The following is a 25514-nucleotide window of genomic DNA, read 5'->3' as shown; positions in this document are numbered from 1 at the left end:
ATGCAAACGTGATCACGAATCGGTCAGCAGGACTGCCCAGCCGCATTTGCAAAGAGGGCGTCAGAGTGAAAGTGCCGACAGTTGGAATCGAAAGGGCCATGGCGGCCAGAAGTCCGTTCGCAGAAGCAAAGAAGCTACCCCTTTACCGCCGGATTTACCCCAACGCCTGCTTTTATGATTTCGGCAAGCGTCCACCAGCCTTGACCCGAGCTGGATTTCCCATGGCCGTGCTTCCTGCAGGAACATCTCGCGTGACCACACTACCAGCGCCAATGACAGCGTGATCGCCAATTGTCACGCCCGGGAGAATGATTGCTCCACCGCCAATCCAGGCGTGCCTGCCAATGCTGACAGGTCGTCCCAACTGCAGTCCAGCCTGGCGCTGCTCTGGATCATGTGGATGGTCCGCGGTGTAAATCTGCACAGCAGGCCCTATTGCGGTTCCGTCACCGATAGTTACCGCTGCCACGTCAAGAATGACGCAGTTGTAATTGATGTAAACCCAAGCTCCGATCCGGATGTTAAACCCGTAATCGCAGTGGAACGGAGGACGAATAACCGCTCCAAGCCCGACTGCCCCCAGTCGTTCTAAAAGGAGCCCATTCCACCGCTCGGCGGAGTCGCCCAGCGTGTCATTATACCGCTTCAACCAAGCCCCGGTGAGGAGCAGCTCGGCTTGGATCTCGGGGTCCGCTGCGTTGTACATTTCGCCTGCCAGCATCTTCTCTTTTTGGCTGCGTGTCATCGTCACTTCTCACATCTTGTTCGCGGGAGGACGGTACTTGAATGCGACTACTTCGCGATCAAGCTAGCTAGCACCTGGCACGATATCGGGCGGAGGCGGAGGTGGAATTCATAGTAACACTCCTTGTTCGTGGCAGAAAGGATGAGGCGTCAACTTTAGTCGACCGGCGAGCCGAGTGAGAACTCCCGCGACGAGAATAGTCAGGCTCCAGCTCCCCCGCGACACGTGAAAGCTGAATAACGTGGCTGAGCGGAGGACCATTTTTCAGATGCGCGAGTATCTGGGGAATTGGAGCTAGATCTTGCTGACGGGAATCGGGGGTGCCTGCTTCAAGCATGTGCCGCTGGTCTTACAACGGTTAGTCGTGACGGTCTTCACTTCATTGCACCTGCTTGAACGCAAGGACAGCATTCATGCCTCCCATGGCGAAAGCGTTGCTCATGGCCACGCGCACCCTGCGCTCCCGGGGCACATTTGGCGTGATGTCCAAATCGCAATCGGGGTCTGGTTCGCGATAGTTGGCGGTCGGCGGCACGACACCTTCTTGGATCGCCATCACGCAGGCTATCATTTCGAGCGCACTTGCTGCCCCGAGGCAGTGAGCGTGAGTGGATTTGGTAGAAGAGATGGACATCGATCGAGCATGGTCACCAAAAACGCGCTTAATCGCCGTCGTTTCGATCTGATCGTTGGCCTTGGTGCCGGTGCCATGGGCGTTGAGGTAGTCTACATCCTCGGCATTTAAACCCCCATCGACAAGGCAGGCGCGCATCGCCGCCTCCGGCCCATGTACAGCTGGTGCAGCTATGTGGTAGGCATCGGCGGAAAGGCCGATGCCGGCGACCTCGGCAAGCATCGTTGCACCGCGGGCGGCAGCATGCTCATAGCTTTCCAGCACGGCCATGCCCGCACCCTCGCCTAAAACTAGTCCTTTCCTGTCGGCGGAGAATGGCCGGCAAGTATCTGGAGCGAGTACCCGCATTGCTTCCCATGCCTTAAGCACGATCCACACGAGTGGCGCGTCGCTTCCTCCAGCTAGCATAACGTCCGCCCTACCGAGCTTGATCTGATCTACCGCTGAAGCGATCGCATGGTTGGCCGAGGCGCAGGCAGAGGTGGCACCGAAGACTGGCCCCCGCAGCCCGAGGTTCATGCTTACCTGACAGGCAGCCGCGCTAGGCATTGCCTTTACCCCAGTGAATAGCTCAGTGCGGGTCGCGCCGCCCAACAGGAGGGTGCGGTAGGCCTTCTCGGTAGCGTCCCAGCCGCCAAAGCCAACGCCCACTGTCGCGCCGAAACGGTGGGCATTTCCTTCATCGCACGAAACGCCGGCCTGTCGCATGGCTTCTTTAGCTGCAAGCACGGCAAGCAGGCTGAAGCGGTCCATGGAGATGAGCTGCTTGCGATCAATGTCGTGTTGAGGCAGCACCTTGATCTCGGTCCCGATCATCCCCTTCAGCTCATGAATCTCTGAGTTTGAGATCGGTCCGATGGCGGAGCGGCCTTCGCGCATCTCCGTCCAGATAGAGGAAGCATCGGTGCCCAGTCCGCACAGTCCGCCCAATCCGGTGATAACGACGCGCCTGTCCATTCAGACCTCCTTGGTGAGCAAGCCACGGACGGCTTCCACCACGTCGCCGATATTGTTGAGGTTCGACCAGGCATCGGCCGTATTCATCTCGATCTTAATGCCGTAGATTTGCTCCAGATCCCAAAGGACATCGGCCAAACCCAGCGAATCGATGCCAAGCGAAGTCAACTCAGTGTCAGTCGTTATTTCGCCGAGCGCTACGGTCGTTCTCTCGCCGTTTTCAGCTTTGACGAGCTTATTGATCGCACTGATAATTTCCAGTGTGAGTTGATCAGCCATTTGTATTCCTTTCCATCATGCCTAATTTCGACAAGCCGACGGCCTTGCGAGAAGGCTCGATCTAATTTCTGCTAACATCGGAAGATGCTCCGGCTCGTCTGCGAAGTGACGAGAGATACCGATAAACTTACCGGAACGTCATCGCGCGGTTACCCTGCTATGGATCATACGGAATGATTGGTAAAATTGATTGTGTGGATCAAAAGCATCCACGCTATGGATTTAGCTCGGGCTTTGCCGCAGTTGAATTCATGCGCCAGCGCAGTTGCTAATCCTCGAGGAAAAGCGTGATTACGCGGTTCGAAAGCATTGAGCTTTGGCCGCTTTCCCGCGCCAGCGCGTTGTCAGTGCGGCGCAGGAAGCATGTGCGGGAGGTCGGGGAAGTCGCCGCGACGTGATGCTGGTTTTCAGCAATGAGCCGAACATAAGTGACAGGAATAAAGTTCTGATCACTTTTGCATTAAGCCAGGGAAAGCAGACAAATGGCAACTTCTCAGGTAGAAACGATCGCTCTCGGCACAATGGCTACGCTAGATGAGCTGAGGCAGCGGGGCCTGCCTGTAACGTGATGCCTCGTTTGGGGACCGAATGCATAGGTTCCAATGATCAGCGCCCATCTAACTGCTGCAGCTGTGAAATGACCCCGGCGGGGTCGCTTACGACGTACAACCTTTCATCTCAGATTCCATGCGCGAAGCCTCTTTAATCATAATCTCTCGCATCCATATGTTTCCAGGATCAGTGTTGTGAAGAGCCGGCCATTGGACAGCCTCAGTGAACGAAAGAAGTGGCAAAGGATGCTTGATGATCCGTAAGGGGATAGTTTGTTCGTAATGTTTGACCAGCCGGAGTGGGATGGTTGCTATTCGGTTGGTGCCTGCGAGCAACGGCGGGATCAAGTTAAACCCCGGCACGACGAGTTCAATACGCCTCTTGAAGCCGTGCTCCAGCAATAACCATTGCTCAACAGAAGGCTTAAGACCACGTCCGAACTTAGCCGCAACATGCCCCATGGACATATATTGCTCCAGGGAGAGCTTCGCTGGCAGCTGCTCGTTCGTAGGGCAGCCGACACACACCAGTTCCTCTTCGAAAAGCCTTGCCTTCGGATGGGCACCAGACATGAATAGATCCGGAAGGATCAGAAAATCAACATCCCCACGGCGGAGAAGCTCCTCAGGATCGTCGTCAAGTGGCAGCAACTCGAAGCTGACCCCCGGCGCCTCTCGAGCTAAGCGCAAGATGATCTTGTCGAAGAAGACCAGTGCCATGAAGTCTGAAAGGATAATTCTGAATCGGCGATCGGACTCAGCGGGGTTTATTGGATCCCATGCGATGACGGAGAGCTGAATATGCAAGAGAGCATCGCGAACAGCGGGGGCGAGTGCCTCCGCACGCGGGGTCGGAATTAGCTCCCGTCTCTGCATGATAAAAAGCTCGTCGTTGAAATAGGCGCGCAACCTGGAGATGGCAGCGCTCATGGCGGGTTGGCTGAGGTTGATGCTGCGTGCCGCTGCTGTGAGCTTGCGCTCGGTCATTAGAGCGTTGAGCGCTACAAGAAGGTTGAGATCAAGGCCTTTAAAACGCATAAGTGTATATCCATTCCATAGATGATTGCCATCCAAACAATCAATTTTACCAATCTTTCGGATCGCTTATAGAAAAGCCGGAACTTGATCAATATCAAGGCCGGGAACGAAAAATCGAAATGCCGGGCGAGGGCCCGTTTTCAATTCTTTACTTCTCCTAACCGCTCGATTGTCTAACCGACAATCCAATCGTCATGCGCAACAATCTCGCGCAGCTTTGATCGTGGCTGGGTGAAGAAACAACGTGGAGCTTTTGGATGTCTTCTGAAGTGCGGTGGAAAATATGCTGGGAAAATGAGCTGGAAGCTTCAGACCACGCGGAACTCGCTGATTTCTTTTGCAAGACCTATGGGCCGACGGGAGCTTTCAATGCCAAGCCGTTCGAGACTGGCCGAAGCTGGGGTGGTGCGAGACCCGAACGCCGCGCAATCGCATATGACTCCCGCGGCGTCGCTAGCCACATGGGCTTGTTACGCCGCTTCATAAGGGTCGGTACGACTGATTTGCTTGTGGCCGAGCTAGGCCTGTACGGAGTGCGACCGGATCTAGAAGGATTAGGCATCGCTCACTCGGTCCGCGCCATGTTTCCGGTTCTGCGCGAGTTGAGCGTTCCATTTGCTTTTGGAACAGTTCGCCACGCCATGCGGAATCATATGGAAAGGTACTGCCGAGACGGTACCGCCAATATCATGACCGGGCTGCGTGTGCGCTCCACGCTTCCAGACGCGCATTCCGACCTGCCAGCCACGCGCACTGAAGATGTCCTCGTATTGGTAGTTCCCGTCGACCGTCCGATGACGGAATGGCCTGCGGGCTCGTTGATTGAACGAAACGGGTCGGAACTATGAAGCGGCCTGCCTATATGAGCGAAGTACCGGTCAATCACACAAGCGGCCAGGAAGATCGCTGCGTTTACTTGACGTTCGATGATGGTCCTAACCCATTCTGCACGCCGCAAATCCTTGATGTTCTAGCTGAGCACTGCGTCCCGGCGACATTTTTTGCTATCGGTTCATACGTGAAGGATCACCCCGACCTCATTCGGCGTCTTGTGGCGGAAGGTCATGATGTCGCCAATCATACCATGACGCATCCCGACCTCGCCACCTGCGATCCCAAGGATGTCAAACGTGAAATAGACGAGGCGCATCAAGCTATTGTCTCGGCCTGTCCCCAAGCCTTGGTCCGGCACTTACGAGCGCCTTACGGGGTTTGGACTGAAGACGTGCTTTCAGCATCGATGAGGGCTGGACTTGGAGCCGTTCACTGGTCGGCCGACCCTAGAGACTGGTCTTGCCCGGGCGTCGACGTGATCGTTGATGAGGTGCTTGCTGCTGCTCGACCTGGGGCAATCGTGCTTTTGCACGACGGGTGTCCTCCCGATGAGGTTGAGCAATGCTCGCTTGCCGGACTGCGTGACCAGACGCTTTTAGCACTCTCTCGAATTATTCCGGCACTGCATAGCCGCGGATTCGAGATTCGTTCACTTCCCTGAAACACTGGACAAACGAGAAACCATGACCCTGCTCGCAACAACCAGCATCGCCGCCGTCTCGCTTTATGCAATGCTCTCCACCGTTTACAAGAGCGCGCAGGTCTTTCATGCTCGGCGGACAACGATCTCAACAACACCTGCGAAAGACATCAATGCCACCCCCGTGCCAAGCGTTGATGTCATTGTGCCGTGCTTTAACGAGGACCCAATCGTTCTTTCGGAATGCCTCGCGTCGCTTGCGGAGCAAGATTATGCCGGAAAATTGCGCATCTATGTAGTCGACGACGGTTCCAAAAATCGCGACGCGGTTGTGGCTCAGCGCGCTGTCTATGCAGACGATGAGAGATTCAAGTTCACAATTCTCCCTAAAAATGTGGGAAAGCGCAAAGCGCAAATCGCCGCTATAACCCAGTCCTCTGGGGACCTCATCTTGAATGTGGACTCAGACACCACGATCGCCCCCGACGTCGTCTCGAAGCTTGCCCATAAAATGCGCGATCCAGCAGTCGGTGCGGCGATGGGCCAAATGAAAGCCAGCAACCAGGCGGACACCTGGCTAACTCGCTTGATTGACATGGAGTACTGGCTTGCCTGCAATGAGGAGCGCGCGGCGCAAGCTCGCTTCGGTGCAGTTATGTGTTGCTGCGGCCCATGTGCGATGTACCGTCGGTCTGCTATGCTTTCGCTGCTTGATCAGTACGAGACGCAGCTTTATCGCGGCAAGCCGAGTGACTTCGGCGAAGATCGCCATTTGACGATTCTCATGCTGAGCGCAGGCTTTCGAACTGAGTATGTTCCGAGCGCCATCGCGGCGACAGTCGTTCCAGACACAATGGGAGTTTATCTGCGTCAACAACTACGGTGGGCACGCAGCACTTTTCGGGATACTTTGCTTGCGCTTCCCGTACTACCAGGTCTCGATCGATATCTCACGCTGGACGCAATCGGGCAAAATGTCGGCCTTTTACTTCTTGCGCTGTCGGTATTGACAGGAATTGGTCAGTTTGCGCTGACCGCCACAGTACCCTGGTGGACGATCCTGGTCATTGGATCCATGACCCTTGTACGGTGTAGCGTGGCTGCCTATCGTGCCCGCGAACTTAGGTTTCTGGGTTTTGCTCTCCACACGCTCCTGAACATCTTTCTCTTAATTCCCTTGAAGGCCTATGCCCTTTGTACCTTATCCAATAGCGCATGGCTGTCGCGCGGATCAGTCTCTACTGCGTCCGCTGTTGGTCAGCAGGGCGCTATTAAAATGCCAGGGCGGGCGACATCTGAAATTGCTTATAGTGGCGAGTGATGAACTCGTCACCGCAGCTCAAAATTTGGGACAAGAAATGAACGGGCAATTAGCGAATTTGAAGACGACGATCGCTGATCCGCACCAGGATCATATCATCCTATCGGAGCGGCAGGGCGGTTCGAAATGCAAGGCAGTGGATTGGCAGTCTGGCGCATTGTCCCCAGTTGCAATTGATTTGGCCGACGTTTCGAAGTCATATGGTGGTAAAGTTGTCGTCAATGACTTGTCGTTTACGATCGCCGCCGGAGAATGTTTTGGTCTTTTAGGGCCGAACGGCGCAGGTAAAAGTACGATCACCCGTATGATCCTAGGGATGACGTCGCCAAGTGCGGGCACGATCACTGTACTCGGAGTACAGGAACCGGGCCAAGTTCGCTTGGCACGAGCGAAAATCGGGATCGTGTCTCAGTTCGATAATCTCGACCTGGAATTCACGGTCCGCGAGAACCTTTTAGTATACGGCCGCTACTTCCGCATGAGCACCCGAGAAATCGAAACGGTCATCCCGTCGCTGCTTGAATTTGCGAGACTTGAGAGCAAGACGAATACGCGTGTGGCTGACCTATCTGGAGGGATGAAGCGGCGCCTCACTTTGGCGCGTGCGCTCATCAATGACCCGCAGCTACTCATTTTGGACGAGCCGACCACTGGCCTCGACCCACACGCGCGACACTTGATCTGGGAACGACTTCGATCGCTGTTGGCACAAGGCAAGACAATTCTTCTGACCACCCATATCATGGAAGAGGCTGAGCGGTTGTGCGACCGGCTGTGCGTGCTTGAAGCGGGGCGAAAGATCGCCGAAGGACGACCGCATGCCCTGATCGAGGAGCAGATTGGCTGTCCCGTGATCGAAATTTATGGTGGCGATCCGCAGGAGCTTAGTCTTTTGATCAGGCCGAATGCTAGGCGACTGGAGATCAGCGGAGAGACCCTGTTCTGCTACACGCCTGATCCAGAGCAGGTGCGCGCGCAACTGCGTAGATATTCGGGCCTGCGCTTGCTGGAGCGTCCACCAAATCTAGAGGATGTCTTCTTGCGGTTAACCGGACGCGAGATGGAGAAGTAGACGATGGGCGTAGCAACATTACCCGCCGGCGGTTTAAACTGGCTCGCAGTTTGGCGCAGAAACTATCTGGCTTGGAAAAAAGCGGCGCTGGCATCCATTCTCGGAAATCTAGCCGATCCCATAATATACCTATTCGGGCTCGGCGCTGGATTGGGAGTGATGGTAGGGCGCGTTGACGGCGTATCGTACACTGCATTTTTGGCGGCCGGAATGATCGCGACAAGCGCGATGACTGCTGCAACCTTCGAGACTATCTATGCGGCCTTTGGCCGAATGCAGGGCCAGCGCACCTGGGAAGCAATGTTGTACACACAGCTCACGCTGGGGGATATAGTCGTTGGGGAAATGGCATGGGCGGCAACTAAGGCGGCGCTGGCGGGCACCGGAATTGGTATCGTCGCCGCCACGCTGGGGTACACACACTGGTTGTGCCTTCTCTATGCGCTTCCGGTCATCGCTCTAACTGGCTTAGCCTTTGCGAGCCTTGGAATGGTCGTAACGGCCCTCGCGCCCAGCTACGATTACTTCATATTTTACCAAACCCTTGTCATCACACCGATGTTGTTTTTGTCAGGCGCAGTCTTTCCTATAGACCAATTGCCCGTAGCATTCCAACAGATAGCGGCCTTCCTGCCCTTGGCACATTCGATAGATGTTATCCGCCCGACGATGCTGGGCCAACCAATCGCCAATGTCTGCCTGCATATCGGCGTTCTCTGCATCTACATAGTCGTACCATTCCTCGTGTCGACCGCATTGCTTCGGCGGCGACTAATGCGGTGATGAATGCCACCTCACATCATCATCAGCACTCACGCCGGTTGGGGGCGAGGCCTGGCATCCCGCAAGATCGCATGGACGCTGGGCGACACGGCGCGTCTTCTGATCAACGCATGGCCTTGCGATGACGGCGAGGAATACGTGGTTGCTATCAAAGCTAGCGTCGACGCATTGAGCGGGAAGATTGCCTCGGCAACAATTCCCCGAATCGCTTCTGCGTGCGGCCAATGAGGCGGGTATCGCCCGCTCTTTCGCTCGTCCAGCAGGGAGTTGGAGAGCGACCACCGAATCTGCCTCAAGCGTGCAAAGATAGTCCGAATTTCAAGGACTATCCGCTTTTCGGCGTCATGTTTGCACCGAGAACCTGCACATCTGGCTGGACCCCGACCCGCCACTCCTTCTCATCAGGTCGCCTCGAGAACCATGTTGAGGGGCGTGGGCTGAGCGCCGGACATGAGTGAAACCGCCCGACCGGATCACCTCCGTCAATCGCTTCTCTCCCGCTTGCGCACCAAGCGCGAGCCCTGTCTCTTGTGCGATGGAGGTCGGAACGCAGATCATCGTCGAGGCTGAGTAGTAAAGCAGTAAAGCCCCTCAACCGGATTGATGTTTTCTCCGTCGGCAACCGTAGCACCGGTTTTCCACTTGTCGATCACACCATCGAGCCCCGGCAGCCACTCCAGGACGAGGGCATCGACGTAACCAGGGCGGAACAGCCGCGCGACGGCGCAGAACATGCAGCCAGCTTGGTCGCCCCAGGCAACCCCCGGCCGTTTTTGAAGGCGGCTTGCAGTTGGTTCTCGACCATCGCGGCAGCCGTATCGAACGCGCCAATCAGGTCGACCGGGCTGCCCGGCTCGGCGAACACGTGGGCCCGCTCGGGTGCCAGCGAGAACAATCCTCGCTCATGGTGCACACAGCCTGAGGCGGCCCGTGCCGCCAGCCACTCCCGCACATAACGAGTGCGCATCCGAGGCATCGGCAAGTTCGTCGGCCTTCACCGGCCCGACTGCCTTCAGCGTCCTGTATAGCCCGTGAGCATCTCCGATCCGCACCAGCGGCACGCTGACAGCTCCGCCAATATCGCTAAGGATGGGGACCACGGGGTCCTTGAGCGTTGTTTCGTTGAATTGCATCATGTCGGATTCCTGCTGATTTACGGGCGGCCCCTTGCCGATGGCCGCCCTCAAGGGATCGGGAACTCGATGCCCTCTATTTGGGTTGTATGCCCGCTTGCGCTTGGCATCGACGCTCATCTATCAACCTGCGCACGCCCTAACTGGATAGCCTCCTCGCGTCGACAGTAACGGGCAGGCGCCTGTTCTGCGATAGGTCGGGGAGGGCTATCCGCCATCCATTCTTCAGCAAAATAAAGCCGCCCCATAGGTTTTTGTGTTCAACCGAAATGATCGGTTCCTCAAGGTCTTTCTTGTGAATATAGGCCGATAAACCGACGTCAGTTCTGCTGATTGTCACTCTCATGCATGTCCCTTCTCGCTGCGGCGGCTTTGGAGCTCCGGAATTCGAGCGCTATCAAAGCCTGCTATTTTAGTACGACATATGCGCAGGCCGATATCTCCGTTGTGGCTCTGTCTTTGCGCTTTAGTCCGGTGGCGATCAGGCAGGGACGCAGGTCTTCGGCATCGGACACACCGAAGCGCATTGTTGCGTGTCAAACTCACCCCTGCACTCGGTACATTTTTTTGGATCCACAACATATCCCTCACCTTTGAAACTGATCGCATCTGAGGGACATTCAAATTCGCAAGCGCCGCACTGGGTGCATTGGGATACAATGATCTTGAAGGCCATGTTTTAGCTCCTGATTCAATTAGAGGGGCCTAAAGCCGTCGGCATTGCCGGTTTGCCGCCAAACTCGGCGGCGTATAGCGCGCCAATCGCAGTCTCGATGTAATCATAGGAAAATGCGTCACTGGCTCGCACGCCAGTTTCTGCCAACCGCTTCTTTGGGCAATCGCCGATTTTGGAAGAAAGCAGAATGTCGATGCCGTCGAGTGCAACGATGGTGTGATCGAGAGTGGCCTTCTCGCCTATACCACCGAGGCAATACTGCTCGACCTTGCGGTGTCCCACCAAGTTGATCCCCTTTCGTGAGACTGCATACACTTGGAGTTCCCTTGCCTGACCGAAATGTTCGTTGATCCTGCCGCCACCTTTAGTCGCCACGGCAACTGCAAGGGTTCCCGAAGAACCCAGTGACTTGACTGCTTTGTTCGCGTCCAATTTTGCTGCCAGTTGATCCCCTCGCTCATGCTGGACCAGCTTGCGATAGGCCTCGCGCTTGCTGGTGTCGAATTCAACTTTGGTGGAGATCTGGTCGAGGGCAAACTCTCGCTCGCGATCATCGCCCAGCAAACCGATGGCGTCGGCCCGGCACTGTTGGCAGTGTCGCATAAGCTTAACGTTGCCATCGAGACAGTCTTGAAGTGCCTTCAGTTCGAACGGCTCCGGGCAACGCTGACCCGTAAGACCGTAATAAGTACCATGTGAACGCTTGGAAATCAGGGGCACCACATTGTGCATGAAAGCCCCGCGGTCTCTAATCCATCGGTTAACTTCCACGAGGTGCGTGTCATTGACGCCTGGAATCATAACCGAATTGATCTTGGTGAGAATGCCGCGTTTGGTCAGCATTTCCAAACCCAGCATTTGGCGCTTGTGAAGGATCCTGGCACCTTCTATCCCAGTGTATCGACGATGCCTGTGGAGTATCCATGGATAGATCTTCGCCCCGACTTCCGGATCCACCATGTTGATAGTGATCGTCACGTGATCGACGTTCATGTCAGCTAGCTCATCGACATGGTCCGGAAGCGCCAACCCATTTGTCGAGATACATAGTTTGATGTCAGGAATTTCCCTGGCAACTCCTTCAAACGTCGCTACTGTTTTCCTCCAGTCGTAACAAGCGTCGCCCGGTCCGGCGACGCCGACTACCGAAAGCTCCGGCACTTTGCGGGCGACGGCAAGCACCTTGCGTAGTGCCTGGTCGGGAGTTAGCTTTACTGATGCGACCCCGGGACGGCTTTCGTTGGTGCAGTCATATTTGCGATTGCAGTAGTTGCACTGGATGTTACAGGCTGGCGCGACCGCGACATGCATGCGAGCGAAATAGTGATGGGCTTGCTCTGAAAAGCAGGGATGGTCTTTGATTCTCTCCCAGATCCGCGCATCTATGTCATCCGTCACCGAAAGGCCATGGGACGAAGATGCGCGGCCACCGGGCATAGCGGGAGCCATCGGCGCCCGGTCGAAGAGAGCACTGCTGGTCGTCCCGACCTTTATTTCCGGTTCCGACATCGCATTGTTCCATTGGTGAGGAAAGGTTAAACCTCCAAAAGCAAGATAGATTCCGGTCGACATGTCGCCTTTACCGCCCGTTTCCGCGCTCGCTGTCGTAGATGTTTTGTAGCAATCAAGGCAGGATCGCGCCCGAAGTCGCTTCTCCAGCAACCAACCAAAGCTTACGATGTTCTTGACATCGCTCACCTTCACTCTTTGATCACATCGATACCAAACCGGCGCAGCGCATAGCCGACCTGCCGCGGCGTTTTACCCAGAATACGAGCCGCTTTGGCCTGTACCCAACCAGCCTTCACCATTGCCTTGATCAGCCGATCACGCTCAGTGAGACCCGGCGCCTCGATTGTGGCTGCGGAACCGCTAGGAGTACCTGCGTTGGCCCCCAGTCCGCCTAACATTGTATCTCGCGGGTTGAGACTATGCACCGGGTAGTCGTCGGGGGCGTCTTTCCAGAGGAGCGCTGAAGAACACTGGTCTTGCTGACAGGCAAAATCTGATGAAGCGATGGTATTTGAACTGGCGAGAGTTGCGGTCCTTTGTACGCAGTTGTCCAGCTCGCGAACATTGCCGGGGAAGGCGCATTTCGACAAAATGCCTATTGCCGACGGCGCGAAGTCGAAATTTCGATCATTTGACTTGTTGAATTGCTCGAGGAACACTTGCGCTAGAAGCGAAATGTCTCCGTCGCGCTGCCGAAGTGGCGGCAAAATGATGGGCACCACATTGATCCGGTAATAGAGGTCGGCTCTGAACTCCCCTCGAAGGACGGCCACTTCAAGGTCCTTGTTGGTGGCGCATATAACTCGAACGTCTACTTTCAATGTCTTCGTTCCGCCGAGACGTTCGAATTCGCCTTCCTGTAACACGCGCAATAACTTTGCCTGGAATTGTGGTGATACATCGCCAATTTCATCAAGCAACAGCGTTCCGCCATTGGCCAGTTCGAAACGTCCAGCTCGTTGAAGCAGAGCGCCAGTGAAAGCGCCCTTCTCATGGCCAAACAATTCGGATTCCAGAACGGTCTCCGACAGCGCGGCGCAATTCAACTTAATAAACGCCTTGCTTTTCCGTATCGATAACGAATGTATTGCTCTTGCAAAGCATTCCTTGCCAGTGCCGCTCTCTCCTCTCAAGAGCACCGCGGAGTTCGTCGCGGCCACGATCTTGGCCGTCGCTAATACCCTCTTGAGCGCGGGGCTTTCCCCGACGATCCAGTCGATTTTATCGAGTTGGGTGGGATGAGGCTTCGGCCCGATTTTCGGAATCTGTCCTGCTTGTTGTTCCTCGGCGACTGAGCCGCCATCGCTGCACAATTCGCGATAGCGCTGGCAGGTTAAGCCGATCAGGACGGCAATCATTGCCAGAAGGGTTTCGTCCTGATCTCCGCTTTTCTGCGCGAAATCAATCCACAATGCGCCGATTGTCTTCCGGTTTACTTTAACGGGGAGAACGACAGAATTTTTCCCAAAGTGCTTCTCTCCGCTAGCGATGACACGATTTATTGTGTCCGCCTGTTCAATCGTAAGCGAACGTGAGCGAACGTCGTGCCCAATGGGAGCCCGTACGTTTATCCAGGGCTCTCCTCCGGAGCCGTGAATCACGATTCCGCCATCGCGCAATCGCAGATGCTCGACGAGGGCGTTCATCGCAGCCTTCAGCACGTTGTCTAGAGGAAAAGAAGAGATAAGCTCTTTGGATATGTCGTAGAGTATATGGAGCCGCGCCTCTGGTTTAATCATGCCTACAAACAGGGGAGGGTGCACTGTTTTTTTCCCTGGTGCGCGAAATATGCTAAACGCATATTCCTAAGTCAAAATCGTGTTCCCGGCGGCATAGAAAATTTGCCTTTCGAAAGGTTGAGTGGATGCACATTCAATCGCCGCCGCTAACGCAGCTGCATCGGTCGCTGCTATCCCGCCGGAGGTAGGGACTCCTCATCCGAATTTGAAGAGGACCCCGAACCCGCCCCGGGGATAATTCCACTTTATGTCCCCACTCGCTTCGCATAACACTCTGCATGTGCCGCATTCCAAGCAGCCATCGGGAACAATCGCCACCTGACCAATTTCGTTCACCTCGTAACATTTGGCCGGACAGATTTGCGTCAAGGCGAGCAGGTTCGGGCTTGGCGACCGGTGCGGTCGCACTGTTATATGCGGACGTCCAGTGTCGACGAGATATCGGTTTTGGTACAGCTTGTCCTCAATGCGCTCAATGATGGTCGCCTTCATCGAATTTTCCTTTAACGCCAAGATGCGGCGGAGCGGACCGCGTCGCTAATCAACCCCCAACGGGATCGTGCCTTGATAAAGGAGGCAGCTGTAGCCTTCTCCCTGTTGATTTTAGGTGCACCGTCGACGCGCACAAAATTTTGCGCTGCTTGAGATATAAGCGTTGGATAGGTCATGAAAAAATTGTGACTGTCGGTGTGGAGGAGGCTTGGAAGATCTTTGTGTTTGATCAGGTCTTTCATGACGAACGACTTGTCCAGTATGCCCTTATAGAGAGAGAGATTGCGTTTCGTCATCAGACCGCCACGGCTCTTTATCTGGAAGATCGCTTCACCCGCCATGAGGCCGGATGTCATCGCAAGGTTCGATCCCTCCCTATGCACGGCATTGTTTAGTTGCGCCGCGTCGCCCACGACGACCCACCCGTTGCCAAAGAGCGGAGGGATTGCCTTGAAGCCGCCCTCAGGAATAAGATGCGCGGCGTATTCTTTGATCTCTGATCCGGCCAGTAATGGTCGGATCGAGGGATGTTGCTTGAAGGCTTCAAGGATGCGGTACGGATTTTCCATGCCTTCCGCTAAACCGGAGACGAGGCAGCCGATCCCCAACGAGATTGACTCCTTGTTGGTATAAAGGAAGCCCAGTCCGGCCATTCCGCGTGAGATCGTGCCGCCGGCTTCGATCACACAGCCTTCGCTACCGCTGAGGCCGAAGCGCTCTGCGATCACCTCTTCCGGCATGAAATGCATTTCCTTGACAGCGAGGGCCACATTTTCTGGCTTCGGCATATCGCGTAAGCCGGCTCGTGTTCCAAGCAGTCCGTTCACGCCCTCGGCAAGAACGACCACGTCCGCGAGGATCACACCGCCCTCTCGGTCCGTGTGAACGCCTATTACTTTACCGCTCAGATCCCAAGCGAGTCTGGTCGCTGTCGTTTCACAAAGGACTGTGCCACCCGCCTCGCGCACCTTGCGTGAGAACCATTTGTCAAACTGGGCGCGGATGATCGTATACCGGTTTGGCTTCAGTTCATTGAAGTCATCAGAGCGATAGTGCACGCCCGTGTGCGACGAGTCATCCATTAGCCAGAATCGTTGCTCGACTAGATGCCGTTCAAGAGGAGCGTCATCGCGGAAGTTTGGGATAATCGCCTCCAACATGTTGGCGTACAATATAGCCCCTTGAACATTCTTAGAGCCCGAATGTTCTCCGCGCTCCAGCTGCAGCACTTTTAGACCGCGACTAGCCATCGAATAGGCTGCTGCGTTGCCGGACATACCGGCACCAATCACGATCGCGTCGAACTTACTCTTGGTCATCTAGCCTTCCTCGGTCCATACCCTTGATAGAGTTGTGCGGTGGCATTCGCTTGGCGAAAGCTTCTGTCAACGCCGGCAAGAACTCCAGCGCGCAAGCGACAACGCCGATGTGGGCGAAGTCAAAGATCGGAGCGTTCTGGTCGAGGTTGATAGCGACAATCAGATCGGCTCCTTCGACTCCAACGCGATGCTGGACCGCGCCAGATATTCCCGCCGCGATGTAGAGCTTGGGTCTAATGGTATGGCCGGACTGACCAATTTGTCGATCAGCAGGCATCCAGCCTTTTTGGACCAGTGGGCGCGAGCACCCGACACCCCCGCCGATCGTCGTTGCCAGGTTTCTCAAGTATTGCAGGTTTCCTGCAGCGCCGAGGCCGAGACCGCCCCCGATCACGATGTCGGAGTTGGCCAGATCGGATTGCTCAGACCCGCTGTTACAAAGGAACGCGAGCACTTTGGTGACGATCTCCTCCTCAACCATTAGGAGTTGATGTTGGATAACGCGTCCAATTGGCTTATCCGCACGTTGCGGCGTCGCCATGACCCTGGACCGCACCGTTGCCATTTGCGGCCGGCTGGTCAGCGTGTAGATCGTGCACAACAAGGACCCGCCGAAAGTTGGCCGCGTCGCTGCGAGTGAACCATCTCCATCAACATCCAGCTCGGTGCAATCAGCCGTAAGCCCTGTTTGTAAGGTCGTTGCTACAGCACCGGCGAGGTCGCGGCCGAGCGTGGTCGCGCCGAGAAGGAGAATTTCTGGTTTGTGAGTAGTGACCAGATCCGTCAAAGCCTTGGTGAAGGGTTCGTTTCGATAGTCGGCGAGGAGGGGCGACTCTACCAGATAGGCGACATCAGCTCCGTAAGCGAAGGCCTCTTCGATCGCAGGCTTGGTGCCCACGCCTTCAGACGAACCGAGGATTACCCCGGCCAGTTGGACACCCAGCTTGTCAGCTAGTCTGCGGCCTTCGCCGAGGAGTTCAATCGATACGGGATGAACATTGCCGCGCTCAAGTTCCATGAAGACCCAGACGTGCCGGTGATCTTCGAAACACTTAAGCAGCTTTTTCCCTGAGCTGGCGCGGCCGACCGCATTTGCCGGCGTTTCATTTTTTCTAGCGACCAAAATCTACTCCTCGCTGCTCACCGATTGCCATGGGACGTGAGCTTGCGTTCCAAAACAGGCTGGCAGGCAAAAATTGCAGCGACCGTGTCCGCGGCGACCTCCGCCAATGTTTTGTCGTTAATGTCCATTTGCATAGCTTTTTCGGCGCGCGGACCAGGGGCGAATACTCGCTTCACGACCGTCGGCGATCCCCTTAGGCCGCATTTGGTCAACTCCCCAATGCCGGCGTCAGCGGCCCCCCATTTAAGAACCGGGCTTCGCGCGGCACGGAAGGCGTCATCGAGAGAGCCCCGGCGGATAGCATTGACACCTTCCAGCACGGTGATGAGACATGGAAACGTGCTCTTCAGCATCTGCGTGCCGCTCTCCGCGTGCCGTTCAACCATGAGCTCGCGCGAAGTGGGATCAATGGAGACAATCTTCGTTACGTAAGTCAGTTGCTGGAGGTTCAGCCTCTTTGCAATTCCGGGTCCGACCTGGGCCGTGTCGCCGTCAATTGTCTGCTTTCCCGTAAAGACGATATCAGGCGCCCCGTAGCTCTCGCCAATCTTCCCTACTGCTTGAGAAAGAGCATACGACGTCGCCAGCGTGTCAGATCCAGCAAAGAGGCGGTCGGTCAGAAGCACTGCGCGATCTGCGCCGTGGGTAAGGGCTTTGCGTAGCGCTTGCTCAGCCATGGGGGGTCCCATCGTGAGAACGGTCACCTCGCCCCCATAGCGGTCACGAACTTGAAGTGCCTCTTCGAGAGCAAACAGGTCGTAAGGGTTAATGATAGTCGGTACGCCTTGGCGCATTATCGTATTTGTCACCGGGTGGACGCGTATCTGCGCAGAGTCCGGCACTTGTTTGATACAGACCACGATGTGCATAGTCGTTTAAGCTCCCCAATCGGATTCGGGCTTCAGGGACCCGGCTAACTCTGAGCACTGCTCGTGCCAATAAAGTTGCGCCGGTAAGCCTTCGAGATTGCACATGTTTCGTTGTCGCTATGCGAAGGGGTTTTGTAGGGTTGCCGACATGTCGTGTCGCAATCCGCCCCGGAGGGGCGGTTCGATAGCCTTCAGGTCGGACAAGTCCATGATAGCTGCGCCACGAGTTGGAAGATTTCAACGCCGAATAATCTCCCGGGAGATAGCACGGGGACTGAAGCTCTGGTGCGGTGGGCGTGTATCGCGCTTCGGTTTGCCGTTGATAATCTGACTAGCGACACCGTATGCGCGATCAGAAGCACAGCGATCGAGAAAATAACGCTGCGGGCGCCTAGTGAGGCTTGGACAAGCGGTTTAGCTGATGTTGCGGGCGTGAACAGGATGATTGCCAGAAGCGTCGAGTAACCCTTGCTGGAAATATCAATCGAAAGCCGTCCATAAAAGCTGCTGCAGCGCGTCGAGGTCTTGGCTTTTCTCCGCCTCAATCGTTACATCAACGCCGTTCTGATCGGTTGGGCGAGCTACCGCATAACCAAAGCCGAAGCCACTTGATCTGACGCGCCTTACTGCTGAGCCAGCGCCAGCTTGTGGTCCTTCAGACGCATACAACAATTTGCGACATTGTCATCACCTTTGTCGTTTACGTGACAAGCGTTCCTGTTCTCAATCGCGCATTTTGCGCCCACATAACTGGAATCGCAGTAAATTATTGTTCGTCATCTCTATCGGCCTGCTTGGCACGAATCTTGTGAGCTATTGCGAGGCAGCGGAACGGCTTTCGCATCCGCGTTGCGGGATAACCGCATCGGTTCGAACACGTGGAGGAAAATAAATGAGAAGGAGGATCGGGTGCGGCATTTAACACCCCACAGCACCTGAAACGTGTCGCAGATCAAACAACAGGAACGAAACATGCCACGCCGACCAGCCGTGAGTATCTCACAAATCGACTGTTGCACGTAAGTGCAAAATCCCTCAGGCAGAAGGGTTGCCGACATGTCTACAATGCTGACCATCAACGTGAAAAATTGCGAACCCCAGACGCAAACCTTCTACTTCTTCCAGCAGCCGGCCATTTATACCGGCGGGGGGCGAGTCTATTCGAATAGCCTTTTCTCGCAATCGCTCGGCAACTATGACAACACGGGCGCGATCCTGACCTTCCAGGTTAACCTGCAATATTATGCCGGCATCCAGCCGGCGAGCACACCGCCGCAAATCGGCGCCTCTTCCGGCTACTCGTCAGCCAGCCGCGCCATCGATCTTGCTACGAGTTCCGGTAGCAGCGGCAAACCGAACGATTGGACGACCGCGACGGTTAATCCGCTCGGACTATCCTCGCCGATCTACGGGGAGGGTGTGCAGCCTGGCGCCTTCCGCATCACCACGCCGGTCTTCAACGCGCCGCCCTATTTCAATGTCGGCTCGGCGGTTGCCGTCAATGGCGGCATCGTGCTCTCCAACTTCGTGCAGGCAAACCCTGCCAGCAATACCGATTGCCAGCCGATCCTTAAATATTATGTCCAGACCGGCGCCTACACGCCAGGTGTCGTGATGAACTTCACGCAATCGAGCGTGAACGCGGCGCTTTCCGATTTCACCGGCGGCTATTCCGTCTGCAACGTCAGCCTGAAATCTGACGGCACCTGGACCACGCAGCTCCAGTAAGCCTTGGCACCCATGCAGGTGAAGAACCGTCCCCTCTTCACCTGCGCACCATCCTCGCGGTTGCCGCCGCCGCCCGGGCGCGGACAGGCTGGATCTCTAAGGGGATTGTCACACGCAATGACCAGTTCGTCCTACCAGATCATCGTTCGGAACTTTTCGCAGACGACGCAATATTTCTATGTGTTCCAGAAGCAGGCCGCATTTCCGTTGCTGCCGAGCCCTGGTCTCGTCTTCAGCGGCAGTCTCGGCTGCCAAAGCATCGGCAATTACGCAAGTTCGGGAGCGCAAGTCAATTTCGGTTTGGACAGTCAGGTCTATGCAGGTGCATTCAGCACCAAACAGGCGGCGTCGCCCTCGCAGCTGATCGCGCTTCTCTCGCTCAATGCCGCCACACTATCCGTGGTCGGTAGCACATCGGCGTTCCGACCGGTTACGCTCACCACGGTTGACGGTTCGCCGGACAACTGCACGACCTTGACGCTCGATCCGCTCGGACTTTCCGCGCCCGCCAATCAAGCCGGAATTGCGATCGGAGGGTTTGGCATGAACGTGCCTTCCTATACCCCGTTGCCGCATCCCGAACTCTATTGCGGCGTCGTCGCCCTGAACAACAATCAGGCGGTTATACTCTCGAGCTTTGTCGCTCCTGTCCCCAACGCCGTCATGAACTGCATACCGAAGCAGATCTTTTTCGTGAAGATGGGCTACCAGCCGGTCGGAAGCACCGTCGCTTATGACGAGAGCAACTCGGCATGCTGCGATTTCACCATGGGCTACGCGGCCTACACCGTGACTTACAAAGCTGACGGAACATTTTCGGCGACAGGAGGACCATAGACCCAGAGATCCGGATCATCACTGACGCTTGAGCAAGCCAATAAACCCTTGAACAAAAGGAATATAGCAACGTTACGTATTACATTGAAATCCACTGGCCAAACAGCACGTCGCGGTAAAATCGCTGCCGGGCTGCCATTGCCACCGTCTCTATCCTCGCAACAGCGCTGCCCGACGCGGCACAACTCGTATTTTCGTCCGATTGCCGGAACTACCAGGCCATTGCGGTCGCACCGCCGAACGATGCGATCCTGTTCACCAAGCAGCCGGTGCCCCATCCGAATGGAACGGCCTCCGTCTTTGCGATCGTCGGAGCGGACACCTATGTCATTCCGGCTGGGGCCAACTCCTGCATCGTCGCCGCACCTCCCGCCGATGAATTACTGCTTCATTGTCCGTAACGACAACACGATCGACGGCGTCGGTTTTGCCGCCATTCGAAATCCGGGCGGCCTGACCGCCTGCCAGTAAGGGGTTTCCTACACCCACAATTCTCTTCTGGTCTTGCGCGAAGGTTGAGGCGGAAAGTCGAATATCCACCTCCGCCCGCTGTCGCGCGCTCGTCACCCTGAGGCCCCAATTCTGCACGCTACGAAGCAATCGGCGGATGAAAGAAACTGCAGCTAATCAGCAGTTCATAGGCGGTGGCCGGCGTGCATGTAATCTTGCCTGCTCCGAGGGTCTTGTTGACGGCGGCCGCGACAGCGGCCTCCGTCGGTCAACCAGCCCTTCGTCATGCGCGCCGCCCAGACGCTGACGATTTGCATTCCCGCCAGCATTGGGCGGCCATAAAGCTTAGAATAGAATAAAGCTGGCAGTGATTTGAGTAAAAGTTCTCATAAGAACATTGTAAGGATCTCTAAGAGCCTGACCGAAAAAGAGTTGAGTGAAATCAGCCAGTTGTGGTTCTGTTTGTTTGCTTAGGACGAACGGAGACCACAATGGGCTGGACTGATTTCACCCGTCGCCAATATGCCCGACGCGCAATGCGGTATGCAAGCGATCTGACGGACCGGGAATGGGGATTGATCTCGCCTTGCCTGCCCGAACCGAGGCGACTGGGCAGGCCGCGTAGCACCGATCTTCGCGAGGTCGTGAATGCGTTGCTTTACATCGCCACGACTGGGTGCCAATGGCGGATGATGCCCAAGGATTTTCCGCCTTTTACAACTGTGCAGTCCTATTTCTATGAATGGCGAGCGACAGGGTTATGGGGTCGGATCAACCATCATCTTGTGATGGAGGCGCGTGAATTGGAAGGCCGGGAAGCCTCGCCGTCTGCGGGCGTGATCGACAGTCAAAGCGTAAAAACCACGGAAAGCGGCGGCATTTCGGGCTATGACGCGGGCAAGAAGATTAAGGGACGCAAGCGTCATATCGTCGTCGACACGCTTGGACTGATGGTCGGCCTGGTGGTTCACAGCGCCGATATTCTAGGTGAAACATAAAGACGACCATTGTCAAATTCGGAGAGTCGAGTTTTCGAGATCTTTGTCATTACGCTCGAGTTGTTCGGCATTTAGCTGAGTTGCGGTGCAGGAAGAAATAAGATTATCGCCGTGGTCAGCGCAATGTCTGGAATGACCGACAAGCTGAAAGCAACATGCTTCCGGCAATCCAGAGAACTGATCCACCAGCAAAACGCGAGATCGAACCAAGAACACCCTGCGTGACGGTATGACAGTCGGAATGTGCCAACGACTTAAGACGCGTAGCGCTGTCCCATTTACCGACCCTCTCGTTGACGCAGATCAAGGCGCAATTTGCCGCTTCATGACAGTCCTGGCGAGAAAGACGGCCGCGACGCGGTCGTCGGCGTACTGGGGACGACATCATGAATTACACAACGGAAACGATGGTGATCGCGGTCGCGGCGTTTCTAGCGCTGCTACTAGCCGCATTCGCGCATGATCATCTCTTTGCGGTCCATATGGGGATACTTTGCTTCTGCCTTGCCGCGGGCGCTGCTGTGCTGATCAGGAATGTTGATTTTTCGCCGGCAGGCCAACGGCGGAAAGTCGACATATCAGGCTATTTCGACGAGGTGATACGGTATGGCCTGATCGCCACGGTATTCTGGGGCGTGGTCGGCTTCCTGGTTGGCGTGGTCATCGCGCTGCAACTGGCCTTTCCCGACCTCAACATCGCCCCTTATCTCAATTTCGGGAGGCTGCGGCCCGTTCACACATCGGCGGTCATCTTCGCCTTTGGCGGCAATGCGCTGATCATGACGTCGTTCTACGTGGTGCAACGCACCTGTCGCGCACGTCTTTTCGGCGGTAGCCTGGCCTGGTTCGTATTCTGGGGTTACCAGCTTTTCATCGTGATGGCTGCGACCGGATACGTTCTCGGAATCACCCAGGCCCGTGAATATGCCGAACCCGAGTGGTACGTCGATCTCTGGCTGACCATCGTCTGGGTCGCCTATCTCGCCGTGTATCTTGGAACGATCCTGAAGCGCAAAGAGCCGCACATCTACGTGGCAAACTGGTTCTATCTCAGCTTCATCGTCACCATCGCGATGCTGCACGTGGTGAACAACCTGGCGGTTCCCACCTCGTTCCTTGGCTCCAAGAGCTATTCTGTCTTCTCGGGCGTCCAGGACGCGCTGACCCAATGGTGGTACGGCCACAACGCCGTCGGCTTTTTCCTCACCGCCGGCTTCCTGGGCATGATGTACTACTTCGTGCCGAAGCAGGCCAACCGACCCGTCTATTCATACCGGCTCTCGATCATCCACTTCTGGGCGCTGATCTTCATGTACATCTGGGCCGGCCCGCATCATCTGCACTACACGGCGCTGCCCGACTGGGCCCAAACGCTCGGCATGGTTTTCTCGATCATGCTCTGGATGCCCTCCTGGGGCGGCATGATCAACGGTCTCATGACCCTTTCAGGCGCCTGGGACAAGATCCGCACCGATCCGATCATCCGGATGATGATTGTCGCCATCGCCTTTTACGGGATGTCGACCTTCGAAGGTCCGATGATGTCGGTCAAGACGGTCAACTCGCTCAGCCACTATACCGAATGGACAATCGGTCACGTTCATTCCGGCGCTCTCGGCTGGGTTGGAATGATCACCTTCGGAGCGATCTATTTCCTGACGCCGAAGCTATGGGGACGCGAGCGTCTCTACAGCCTGCGGATGGTCAACTGGCACTTCTGGCTCGCAACCCTCGGGATCGTCGTCTACGCCGCCGTGCTTTGGGTTGCCGGCATCCAGCAGGGGCTGATGTGGCGCGAGTACAATTCCCAGGGCTTCCTCGTCTATTCCTTCGCGGAGACGGTCGCGGCGATGTTCCCCTACTACGTGCTGCGTGCGGTCGGCGGAACGCTTTACCTGGCGGGTGGTCTCGTCATGGCCTGGAACGTGTTCATGACGATCCGCAGCCATCTGCGCGACGAAGCTGCAATCCCAACCACTTTCGTGCCCCAACCACAGCCTGCCGAATGAGGTGAGACATGGCATCGATACTAGATAAACATCAGATCCTCGAGAAGAACGCGACGCTTCTTCTCGTCGGCTCGCTGCTCGTCGTGAGCATCGGCGGCATTGTCGAAATCGCACCGCTGTTCTACCTGCAGAACACGATTGAAAAGGTGGAAGGCATGCGGCCGTATACGCCGCTCGAATTGGCCGGACGAAACATCTACATCCGCGAAGGCTGCTACCTCTGCCACAGCCAGATGATCAGGCCGTTCCGCGACGAGGTCGAACGTTACGGCCATTACTCGCTCGCGGCCGAGTCGATGTACGATCATCCTTTCCAGTGGGGATCCAAGCGAACCGGGCCGGATCTGGCCCGTGTCGGCGCACGCTACTCCAACGAATGGCATGTCCAGCATCTCGCGGATCCACGGGCAGTCGTGCCGGAGTCGATCATGCCGAGTTACGCCTTCCTCAAAGAACAGAGGGTGACGGTCAAGGACGTGGGAATGGACCTGAAGGCCAACGAGGATGTGGGCGTGCCTTATAACGACGACATGCTGGCGAACGCAGAGGCCGACATGAAGGCCCAAGCCGATCCGAACGCGGATACGACGGCCCTGCTTGCCCGCTATCCGAAGGCGAAGACCGGGGATTTCGACGGCGATCCTGCTGCGCTGACCGAAATGGATGCCCTGGTGTCCTACCTGCAGATGCTCGGAACGTTGGTCGATTTCTCGACCTACGACGACGCGACCGGCTACCGATGAGGTGATCCATGGAAACCTACACTGCAATGAGACACTTCGCCGACAGCTGGGGCCTCCTGGCAATGGCGGCATTCTTCGTCGGCGTCGTTGTGTTCACCCTTCGCCCGGGCAGCAAGCAAACGGCGAAAGAGGCCGCCGATATTCCTTTGAAGGATGACTGAGATGTCGGAAAAACATATCGATGAATTTAGCGGCGTCGAAACGACCGGACATGAAAGGGACGGCATCCGCGAACTCAACAATCCGATGCCCCGCTGGTGGGTGTGGACCTTCTACGCCACCATCGTCTGGGCTTTGGGCTATGCAATCGCATATCCCGCGATCCCGATGATTACCGGCGCCACGAAGGGCATGCTGGGCTATTCCAGCCGCGCCGAGTTGCAGCAGAACCTGGATCAGGCCAAAGCATCGCAGACGACGCTGGGTGATCTGATCGCCGCCAAGACGGTGCACGAGATCGATTCCAATTCAGCCCTTCGCGAATTCGCGGTCGCCGGCGGCGCATCTGCATTCAAGGTGAACTGCGCGCCGTGCCATGGCTCGGGAGCAAGCGGCGGCCCTGGATTTCCGAACCTCAACGACGACGATTGGCTGTGGGGTGGAGACCTGGATGCCATCCAGGCGACGATCGCGCATGGAATTCGCTTCGACGAGGATACGGACACTCATGCTTCCGAGATGCCGCCCTTTGCCGATGTTCTGGATCCCCTCCAGACAAGGCAGGTCGCGGCTTACGTCTGGGGACTGACCAATACACCGTCGGACCCCGGCCTCGCAGAGGCCGGAAAACAGGTCTTCGTCGATAACTGTGCCGCATGTCACGGCGACGACGCCAAAGGAAAAGCGGAAATGGGCGCGCCGGATCTCGCCGATGCGATCTGGCTGAAGGCACGCGGCGAGGATGCGATCATCCGTCAGGTGGCTGCTCCCAAGCATGGCGTCATGCCTGCCTGGACAGGGCGTCTCGGCGATACGACCGTCAAGGAACTTACCATTTTCGTGCATTCGCTTGGCGGCGGGACGTGAGGAGAA

The 25514-nt window shown here is 56.2% G+C and carries 24 protein-coding genes and 3 pseudogenes; 14 read left to right on the top strand and 13 right to left on the bottom strand.

Features of this window, described 5'->3' with window-relative positions:
- Window positions 1-172: 172 nt before the first annotated feature.
- From nodL to nodD1, 4 genes are all read right to left on the bottom strand, one after another.
- Window positions 173-745, bottom strand: a complete 573-nt coding sequence (gene nodL, locus ACM5SV_RS02075) for a nodulation O-acetyltransferase NodL (RefSeq protein WP_003551796.1) — start codon at window positions 743-745, stop codon at window positions 173-175.
- Window positions 746-1124: 379 nt separating this feature from the next.
- Window positions 1125-2336: a beta-ketoacyl-[acyl-carrier-protein] synthase family protein gene (locus ACM5SV_RS02070; protein ID WP_131586641.1), complete on the bottom strand. Its 1212-nt coding sequence runs from the start codon at window positions 2334-2336 to the stop codon at window positions 1125-1127.
- On the bottom strand, window positions 2337-2615 hold the full coding sequence (locus ACM5SV_RS02065) for an acyl carrier protein (protein WP_077988156.1): 279 nt from the start codon (window positions 2613-2615) through the stop codon (window positions 2337-2339).
- A gap of 656 nt (window positions 2616-3271) precedes the next feature.
- On the bottom strand, window positions 3272-4204 hold the full coding sequence (gene nodD1, locus ACM5SV_RS02060) for a transcriptional regulator NodD1 (RefSeq protein WP_131586639.1): 933 nt from the start codon (window positions 4202-4204) through the stop codon (window positions 3272-3274).
- Window positions 4205-4461: 257 nt separating this feature from the next.
- On the opposite strand from nodD1, the gene ACM5SV_RS02055 reads away from it, so the two are divergent.
- The 6 genes and pseudogenes from ACM5SV_RS02055 to ACM5SV_RS02030 all read left to right on the top strand — a co-directional run.
- Window positions 4462-5052 (top strand): NodA family N-acyltransferase, encoded by a 591-nt coding sequence (locus ACM5SV_RS02055; RefSeq protein WP_131586637.1) that lies wholly within the window; start codon window positions 4462-4464, stop codon window positions 5050-5052.
- Window positions 5049-5699: a chitooligosaccharide deacetylase NodB gene (gene nodB / locus ACM5SV_RS02050; protein ID WP_131586635.1), complete on the top strand. Its 651-nt coding sequence runs from the start codon at window positions 5049-5051 to the stop codon at window positions 5697-5699. Before ACM5SV_RS02055 ends, nodB begins: the two co-directional genes overlap by 4 nt.
- A 22-nt stretch (window positions 5700-5721) precedes the next feature.
- Window positions 5722-6999 (top strand): chitooligosaccharide synthase NodC, encoded by a 1278-nt coding sequence (gene nodC, locus ACM5SV_RS02045; RefSeq protein ID WP_131586633.1) that lies wholly within the window; start codon window positions 5722-5724, stop codon window positions 6997-6999.
- Between the two features lie 37 nt (window positions 7000-7036).
- Window positions 7037-8071 carry a nodulation factor ABC transporter ATP-binding protein NodI gene (gene nodI / locus ACM5SV_RS02040; protein ID WP_131586684.1) on the top strand — a complete coding sequence of 345 codons (1035 nt, stop codon included), beginning with the start codon at window positions 7037-7039 and terminating at the stop codon, window positions 8069-8071.
- 3 nt (window positions 8072-8074) lie between these two features.
- Complete coding sequence (locus ACM5SV_RS02035; protein WP_168285988.1) at window positions 8075-8854, top strand: ABC transporter permease; 780 nt, start codon at window positions 8075-8077, stop codon at window positions 8852-8854.
- Between the two features lie 3 nt (window positions 8855-8857).
- Window positions 8858-9159: pseudogene (locus ACM5SV_RS02030) on the top strand (DUF982 domain-containing protein); the annotation flags it as partial.
- A gap of 96 nt (window positions 9160-9255) precedes the next feature.
- Here ACM5SV_RS02030 and ACM5SV_RS02025 read toward each other — a convergent pair.
- The 9 genes and pseudogenes from ACM5SV_RS02025 to ACM5SV_RS01985 form a co-directional block, all read right to left on the bottom strand.
- Window positions 9256-9990: pseudogene (locus ACM5SV_RS02025) on the bottom strand (hypothetical protein).
- Window positions 9991-10126: 136 nt separating this feature from the next.
- Window positions 10127-10333: a putative nitrogen fixation protein NifT gene (nifT, locus tag ACM5SV_RS02020; protein ID WP_017991528.1), complete on the bottom strand. Its 207-nt coding sequence runs from the start codon at window positions 10331-10333 to the stop codon at window positions 10127-10129.
- 135 nt (window positions 10334-10468) lie between these two features.
- On the bottom strand, window positions 10469-10663 hold the full coding sequence (locus ACM5SV_RS02015; RefSeq protein WP_003551816.1) for a 4Fe-4S binding protein: 195 nt from the start codon (window positions 10661-10663) through the stop codon (window positions 10469-10471).
- Window positions 10664-10678: 15 nt separating this feature from the next.
- Window positions 10679-12172, bottom strand: coding sequence for a nitrogenase cofactor biosynthesis protein NifB (nifB, locus tag ACM5SV_RS02010; RefSeq protein WP_131586682.1), 1494 nt, complete (start codon window positions 12170-12172; stop codon window positions 10679-10681).
- A gap of 191 nt (window positions 12173-12363) precedes the next feature.
- Window positions 12364-13914: a nif-specific transcriptional activator NifA gene (nifA, locus tag ACM5SV_RS02005; RefSeq protein WP_131586680.1), complete on the bottom strand. Its 1551-nt coding sequence runs from the start codon at window positions 13912-13914 to the stop codon at window positions 12364-12366.
- A gap of 195 nt (window positions 13915-14109) precedes the next feature.
- A complete protein-coding gene (locus tag ACM5SV_RS02000) occupies window positions 14110-14406 on the bottom strand; it encodes a ferredoxin family protein (RefSeq protein ID WP_003551823.1) in 297 nt (98 codons plus the stop codon).
- 11 nt (window positions 14407-14417) lie between these two features.
- A complete protein-coding gene (locus ACM5SV_RS01995) occupies window positions 14418-15725 on the bottom strand; it encodes an NAD(P)-binding protein (protein ID WP_131586629.1) in 1308 nt (435 codons plus the stop codon).
- Window positions 15712-16848 carry an electron transfer flavoprotein subunit alpha/FixB family protein gene (locus ACM5SV_RS01990; RefSeq protein WP_003551827.1) on the bottom strand — a complete coding sequence of 379 codons (1137 nt, stop codon included), beginning with the start codon at window positions 16846-16848 and terminating at the stop codon, window positions 15712-15714. Before ACM5SV_RS01990 ends, ACM5SV_RS01995 begins: the two co-directional genes overlap by 14 nt.
- Window positions 16849-16865: 17 nt before the next feature.
- Window positions 16866-17717 (bottom strand): electron transfer flavoprotein subunit beta/FixA family protein, encoded by an 852-nt coding sequence (locus ACM5SV_RS01985; RefSeq protein WP_131586627.1) that lies wholly within the window; start codon window positions 17715-17717, stop codon window positions 16866-16868.
- 1056 nt (window positions 17718-18773) lie between these two features.
- Between ACM5SV_RS01985 and ACM5SV_RS01980 the strand changes: the two genes are divergently transcribed.
- The 8 genes and pseudogenes from ACM5SV_RS01980 to ccoP all read left to right on the top strand — a co-directional run bounded on the left by ACM5SV_RS01980 (window position 18774) and on the right by ccoP (window position 25508).
- A complete protein-coding gene (locus tag ACM5SV_RS01980) occupies window positions 18774-19445 on the top strand; it encodes a hypothetical protein (protein ID WP_419424980.1) in 672 nt (223 codons plus the stop codon).
- A gap of 3 nt (window positions 19446-19448) precedes the next feature.
- On the top strand, window positions 19449-20282 hold the full coding sequence (locus ACM5SV_RS01975) for a hypothetical protein (RefSeq protein WP_011654238.1): 834 nt from the start codon (window positions 19449-19451) through the stop codon (window positions 20280-20282).
- 324 nt (window positions 20283-20606) lie between these two features.
- Window positions 20607-20753, top strand: a complete 147-nt coding sequence (locus ACM5SV_RS01970) for a hypothetical protein (RefSeq protein ID WP_155247461.1) — start codon at window positions 20607-20609, stop codon at window positions 20751-20753.
- A 470-nt stretch (window positions 20754-21223) separates the two neighbouring features.
- Window positions 21224-21715 (top strand): annotated as a pseudogene (locus ACM5SV_RS01965) (IS5 family transposase); the annotation flags it as partial.
- Between the two features lie 401 nt (window positions 21716-22116).
- On the top strand, window positions 22117-23739 hold the full coding sequence (gene ccoN / locus ACM5SV_RS01960) for a cytochrome-c oxidase, cbb3-type subunit I (protein ID WP_419424979.1): 1623 nt from the start codon (window positions 22117-22119) through the stop codon (window positions 23737-23739).
- 8 nt (window positions 23740-23747) lie between these two features.
- Entirely contained in the window at window positions 23748-24482 is a 735-nt protein-coding gene (gene ccoO / locus ACM5SV_RS01955) for a cytochrome-c oxidase, cbb3-type subunit II (RefSeq protein WP_003549661.1), read from the top strand.
- An 8-nt stretch (window positions 24483-24490) separates the two neighbouring features.
- Complete coding sequence (locus tag ACM5SV_RS01950) at window positions 24491-24643, top strand: CcoQ/FixQ family Cbb3-type cytochrome c oxidase assembly chaperone (protein ID WP_017969139.1); 153 nt, start codon at window positions 24491-24493, stop codon at window positions 24641-24643.
- Window position 24644: 1 nt separating this feature from the next.
- Entirely contained in the window at window positions 24645-25508 is an 864-nt protein-coding gene (gene ccoP / locus ACM5SV_RS01945) for a cytochrome-c oxidase, cbb3-type subunit III (RefSeq protein ID WP_419424978.1), read from the top strand.
- Window positions 25509-25514: the final 6 nt, after the last annotated feature.

The sequence above is a fragment of the Rhizobium sp. CRRU65 genome (assembly GCF_048551595.1).
GTDB lineage: Bacteria > Pseudomonadota > Alphaproteobacteria > Rhizobiales > Rhizobiaceae > Rhizobium > Rhizobium leguminosarum_J.
The sequence above is the reverse complement of the archived record's forward strand: the minus strand, read 5'-3'. Positions and strand labels throughout refer to the sequence as shown.

Coding starts and splice junctions, on each gene's coding strand:
- nodL (WP_003551796.1), bottom strand. CDS start 745: ATGACACGCAGCCAAAAAGAGAAGATGCTGGCAGGCGAAATGTACAAC.
- ACM5SV_RS02070 (WP_131586641.1), bottom strand. CDS start 2,336: ATGGACAGGCGCGTCGTTATCACCGGATTGGGCGGACTGTGCGGACTG.
- ACM5SV_RS02065 (WP_077988156.1), bottom strand. CDS start 2,615: ATGGCTGATCAACTCACACTGGAAATTATCAGTGCGATCAATAAGCTC.
- nodD1 (WP_131586639.1), bottom strand. CDS start 4,204: ATGCGTTTTAAAGGCCTTGATCTCAACCTTCTTGTAGCGCTCAACGCT.
- ACM5SV_RS02055 (WP_131586637.1), top strand. CDS start 4,462: ATGTCTTCTGAAGTGCGGTGGAAAATATGCTGGGAAAATGAGCTGGAA.
- nodB (WP_131586635.1), top strand. CDS start 5,049: ATGAAGCGGCCTGCCTATATGAGCGAAGTACCGGTCAATCACACAAGC.
- nodC (WP_131586633.1), top strand. CDS start 5,722: ATGACCCTGCTCGCAACAACCAGCATCGCCGCCGTCTCGCTTTATGCA.
- nodI (WP_131586684.1), top strand. CDS start 7,037: ATGAACGGGCAATTAGCGAATTTGAAGACGACGATCGCTGATCCGCAC.
- ACM5SV_RS02035 (WP_168285988.1), top strand. CDS start 8,075: ATGGGCGTAGCAACATTACCCGCCGGCGGTTTAAACTGGCTCGCAGTT.
- nifT (WP_017991528.1), bottom strand. CDS start 10,333: ATGAGAGTGACAATCAGCAGAACTGACGTCGGTTTATCGGCCTATATT.
- ACM5SV_RS02015 (WP_003551816.1), bottom strand. CDS start 10,663: ATGGCCTTCAAGATCATTGTATCCCAATGCACCCAGTGCGGCGCTTGC.
- nifB (WP_131586682.1), bottom strand. CDS start 12,172: ATGTCGGAACCGGAAATAAAGGTCGGGACGACCAGCAGTGCTCTCTTC.
- nifA (WP_131586680.1), bottom strand. CDS start 13,914: ATGATTAAACCAGAGGCGCGGCTCCATATACTCTACGACATATCCAAA.
- ACM5SV_RS02000 (WP_003551823.1), bottom strand. CDS start 14,406: ATGAAGGCGACCATCATTGAGCGCATTGAGGACAAGCTGTACCAAAAC.
- ACM5SV_RS01995 (WP_131586629.1), bottom strand. CDS start 15,725: ATGACCAAGAGTAAGTTCGACGCGATCGTGATTGGTGCCGGTATGTCC.
- ACM5SV_RS01985 (WP_131586627.1), bottom strand. CDS start 17,717: ATGCACATCGTGGTCTGTATCAAACAAGTGCCGGACTCTGCGCAGATA.
- ACM5SV_RS01980 (WP_419424980.1), top strand. CDS start 18,774: ATGTCTACAATGCTGACCATCAACGTGAAAAATTGCGAACCCCAGACG.
- ACM5SV_RS01970 (WP_155247461.1), top strand. CDS start 20,607: ATGTCATTCCGGCTGGGGCCAACTCCTGCATCGTCGCCGCACCTCCCG.
- ccoN (WP_419424979.1), top strand. CDS start 22,117: ATGAATTACACAACGGAAACGATGGTGATCGCGGTCGCGGCGTTTCTA.
- ccoO (WP_003549661.1), top strand. CDS start 23,748: ATGGCATCGATACTAGATAAACATCAGATCCTCGAGAAGAACGCGACG.
- ACM5SV_RS01950 (WP_017969139.1), top strand. CDS start 24,491: ATGGAAACCTACACTGCAATGAGACACTTCGCCGACAGCTGGGGCCTC.
- ccoP (WP_419424978.1), top strand. CDS start 24,645: ATGTCGGAAAAACATATCGATGAATTTAGCGGCGTCGAAACGACCGGA.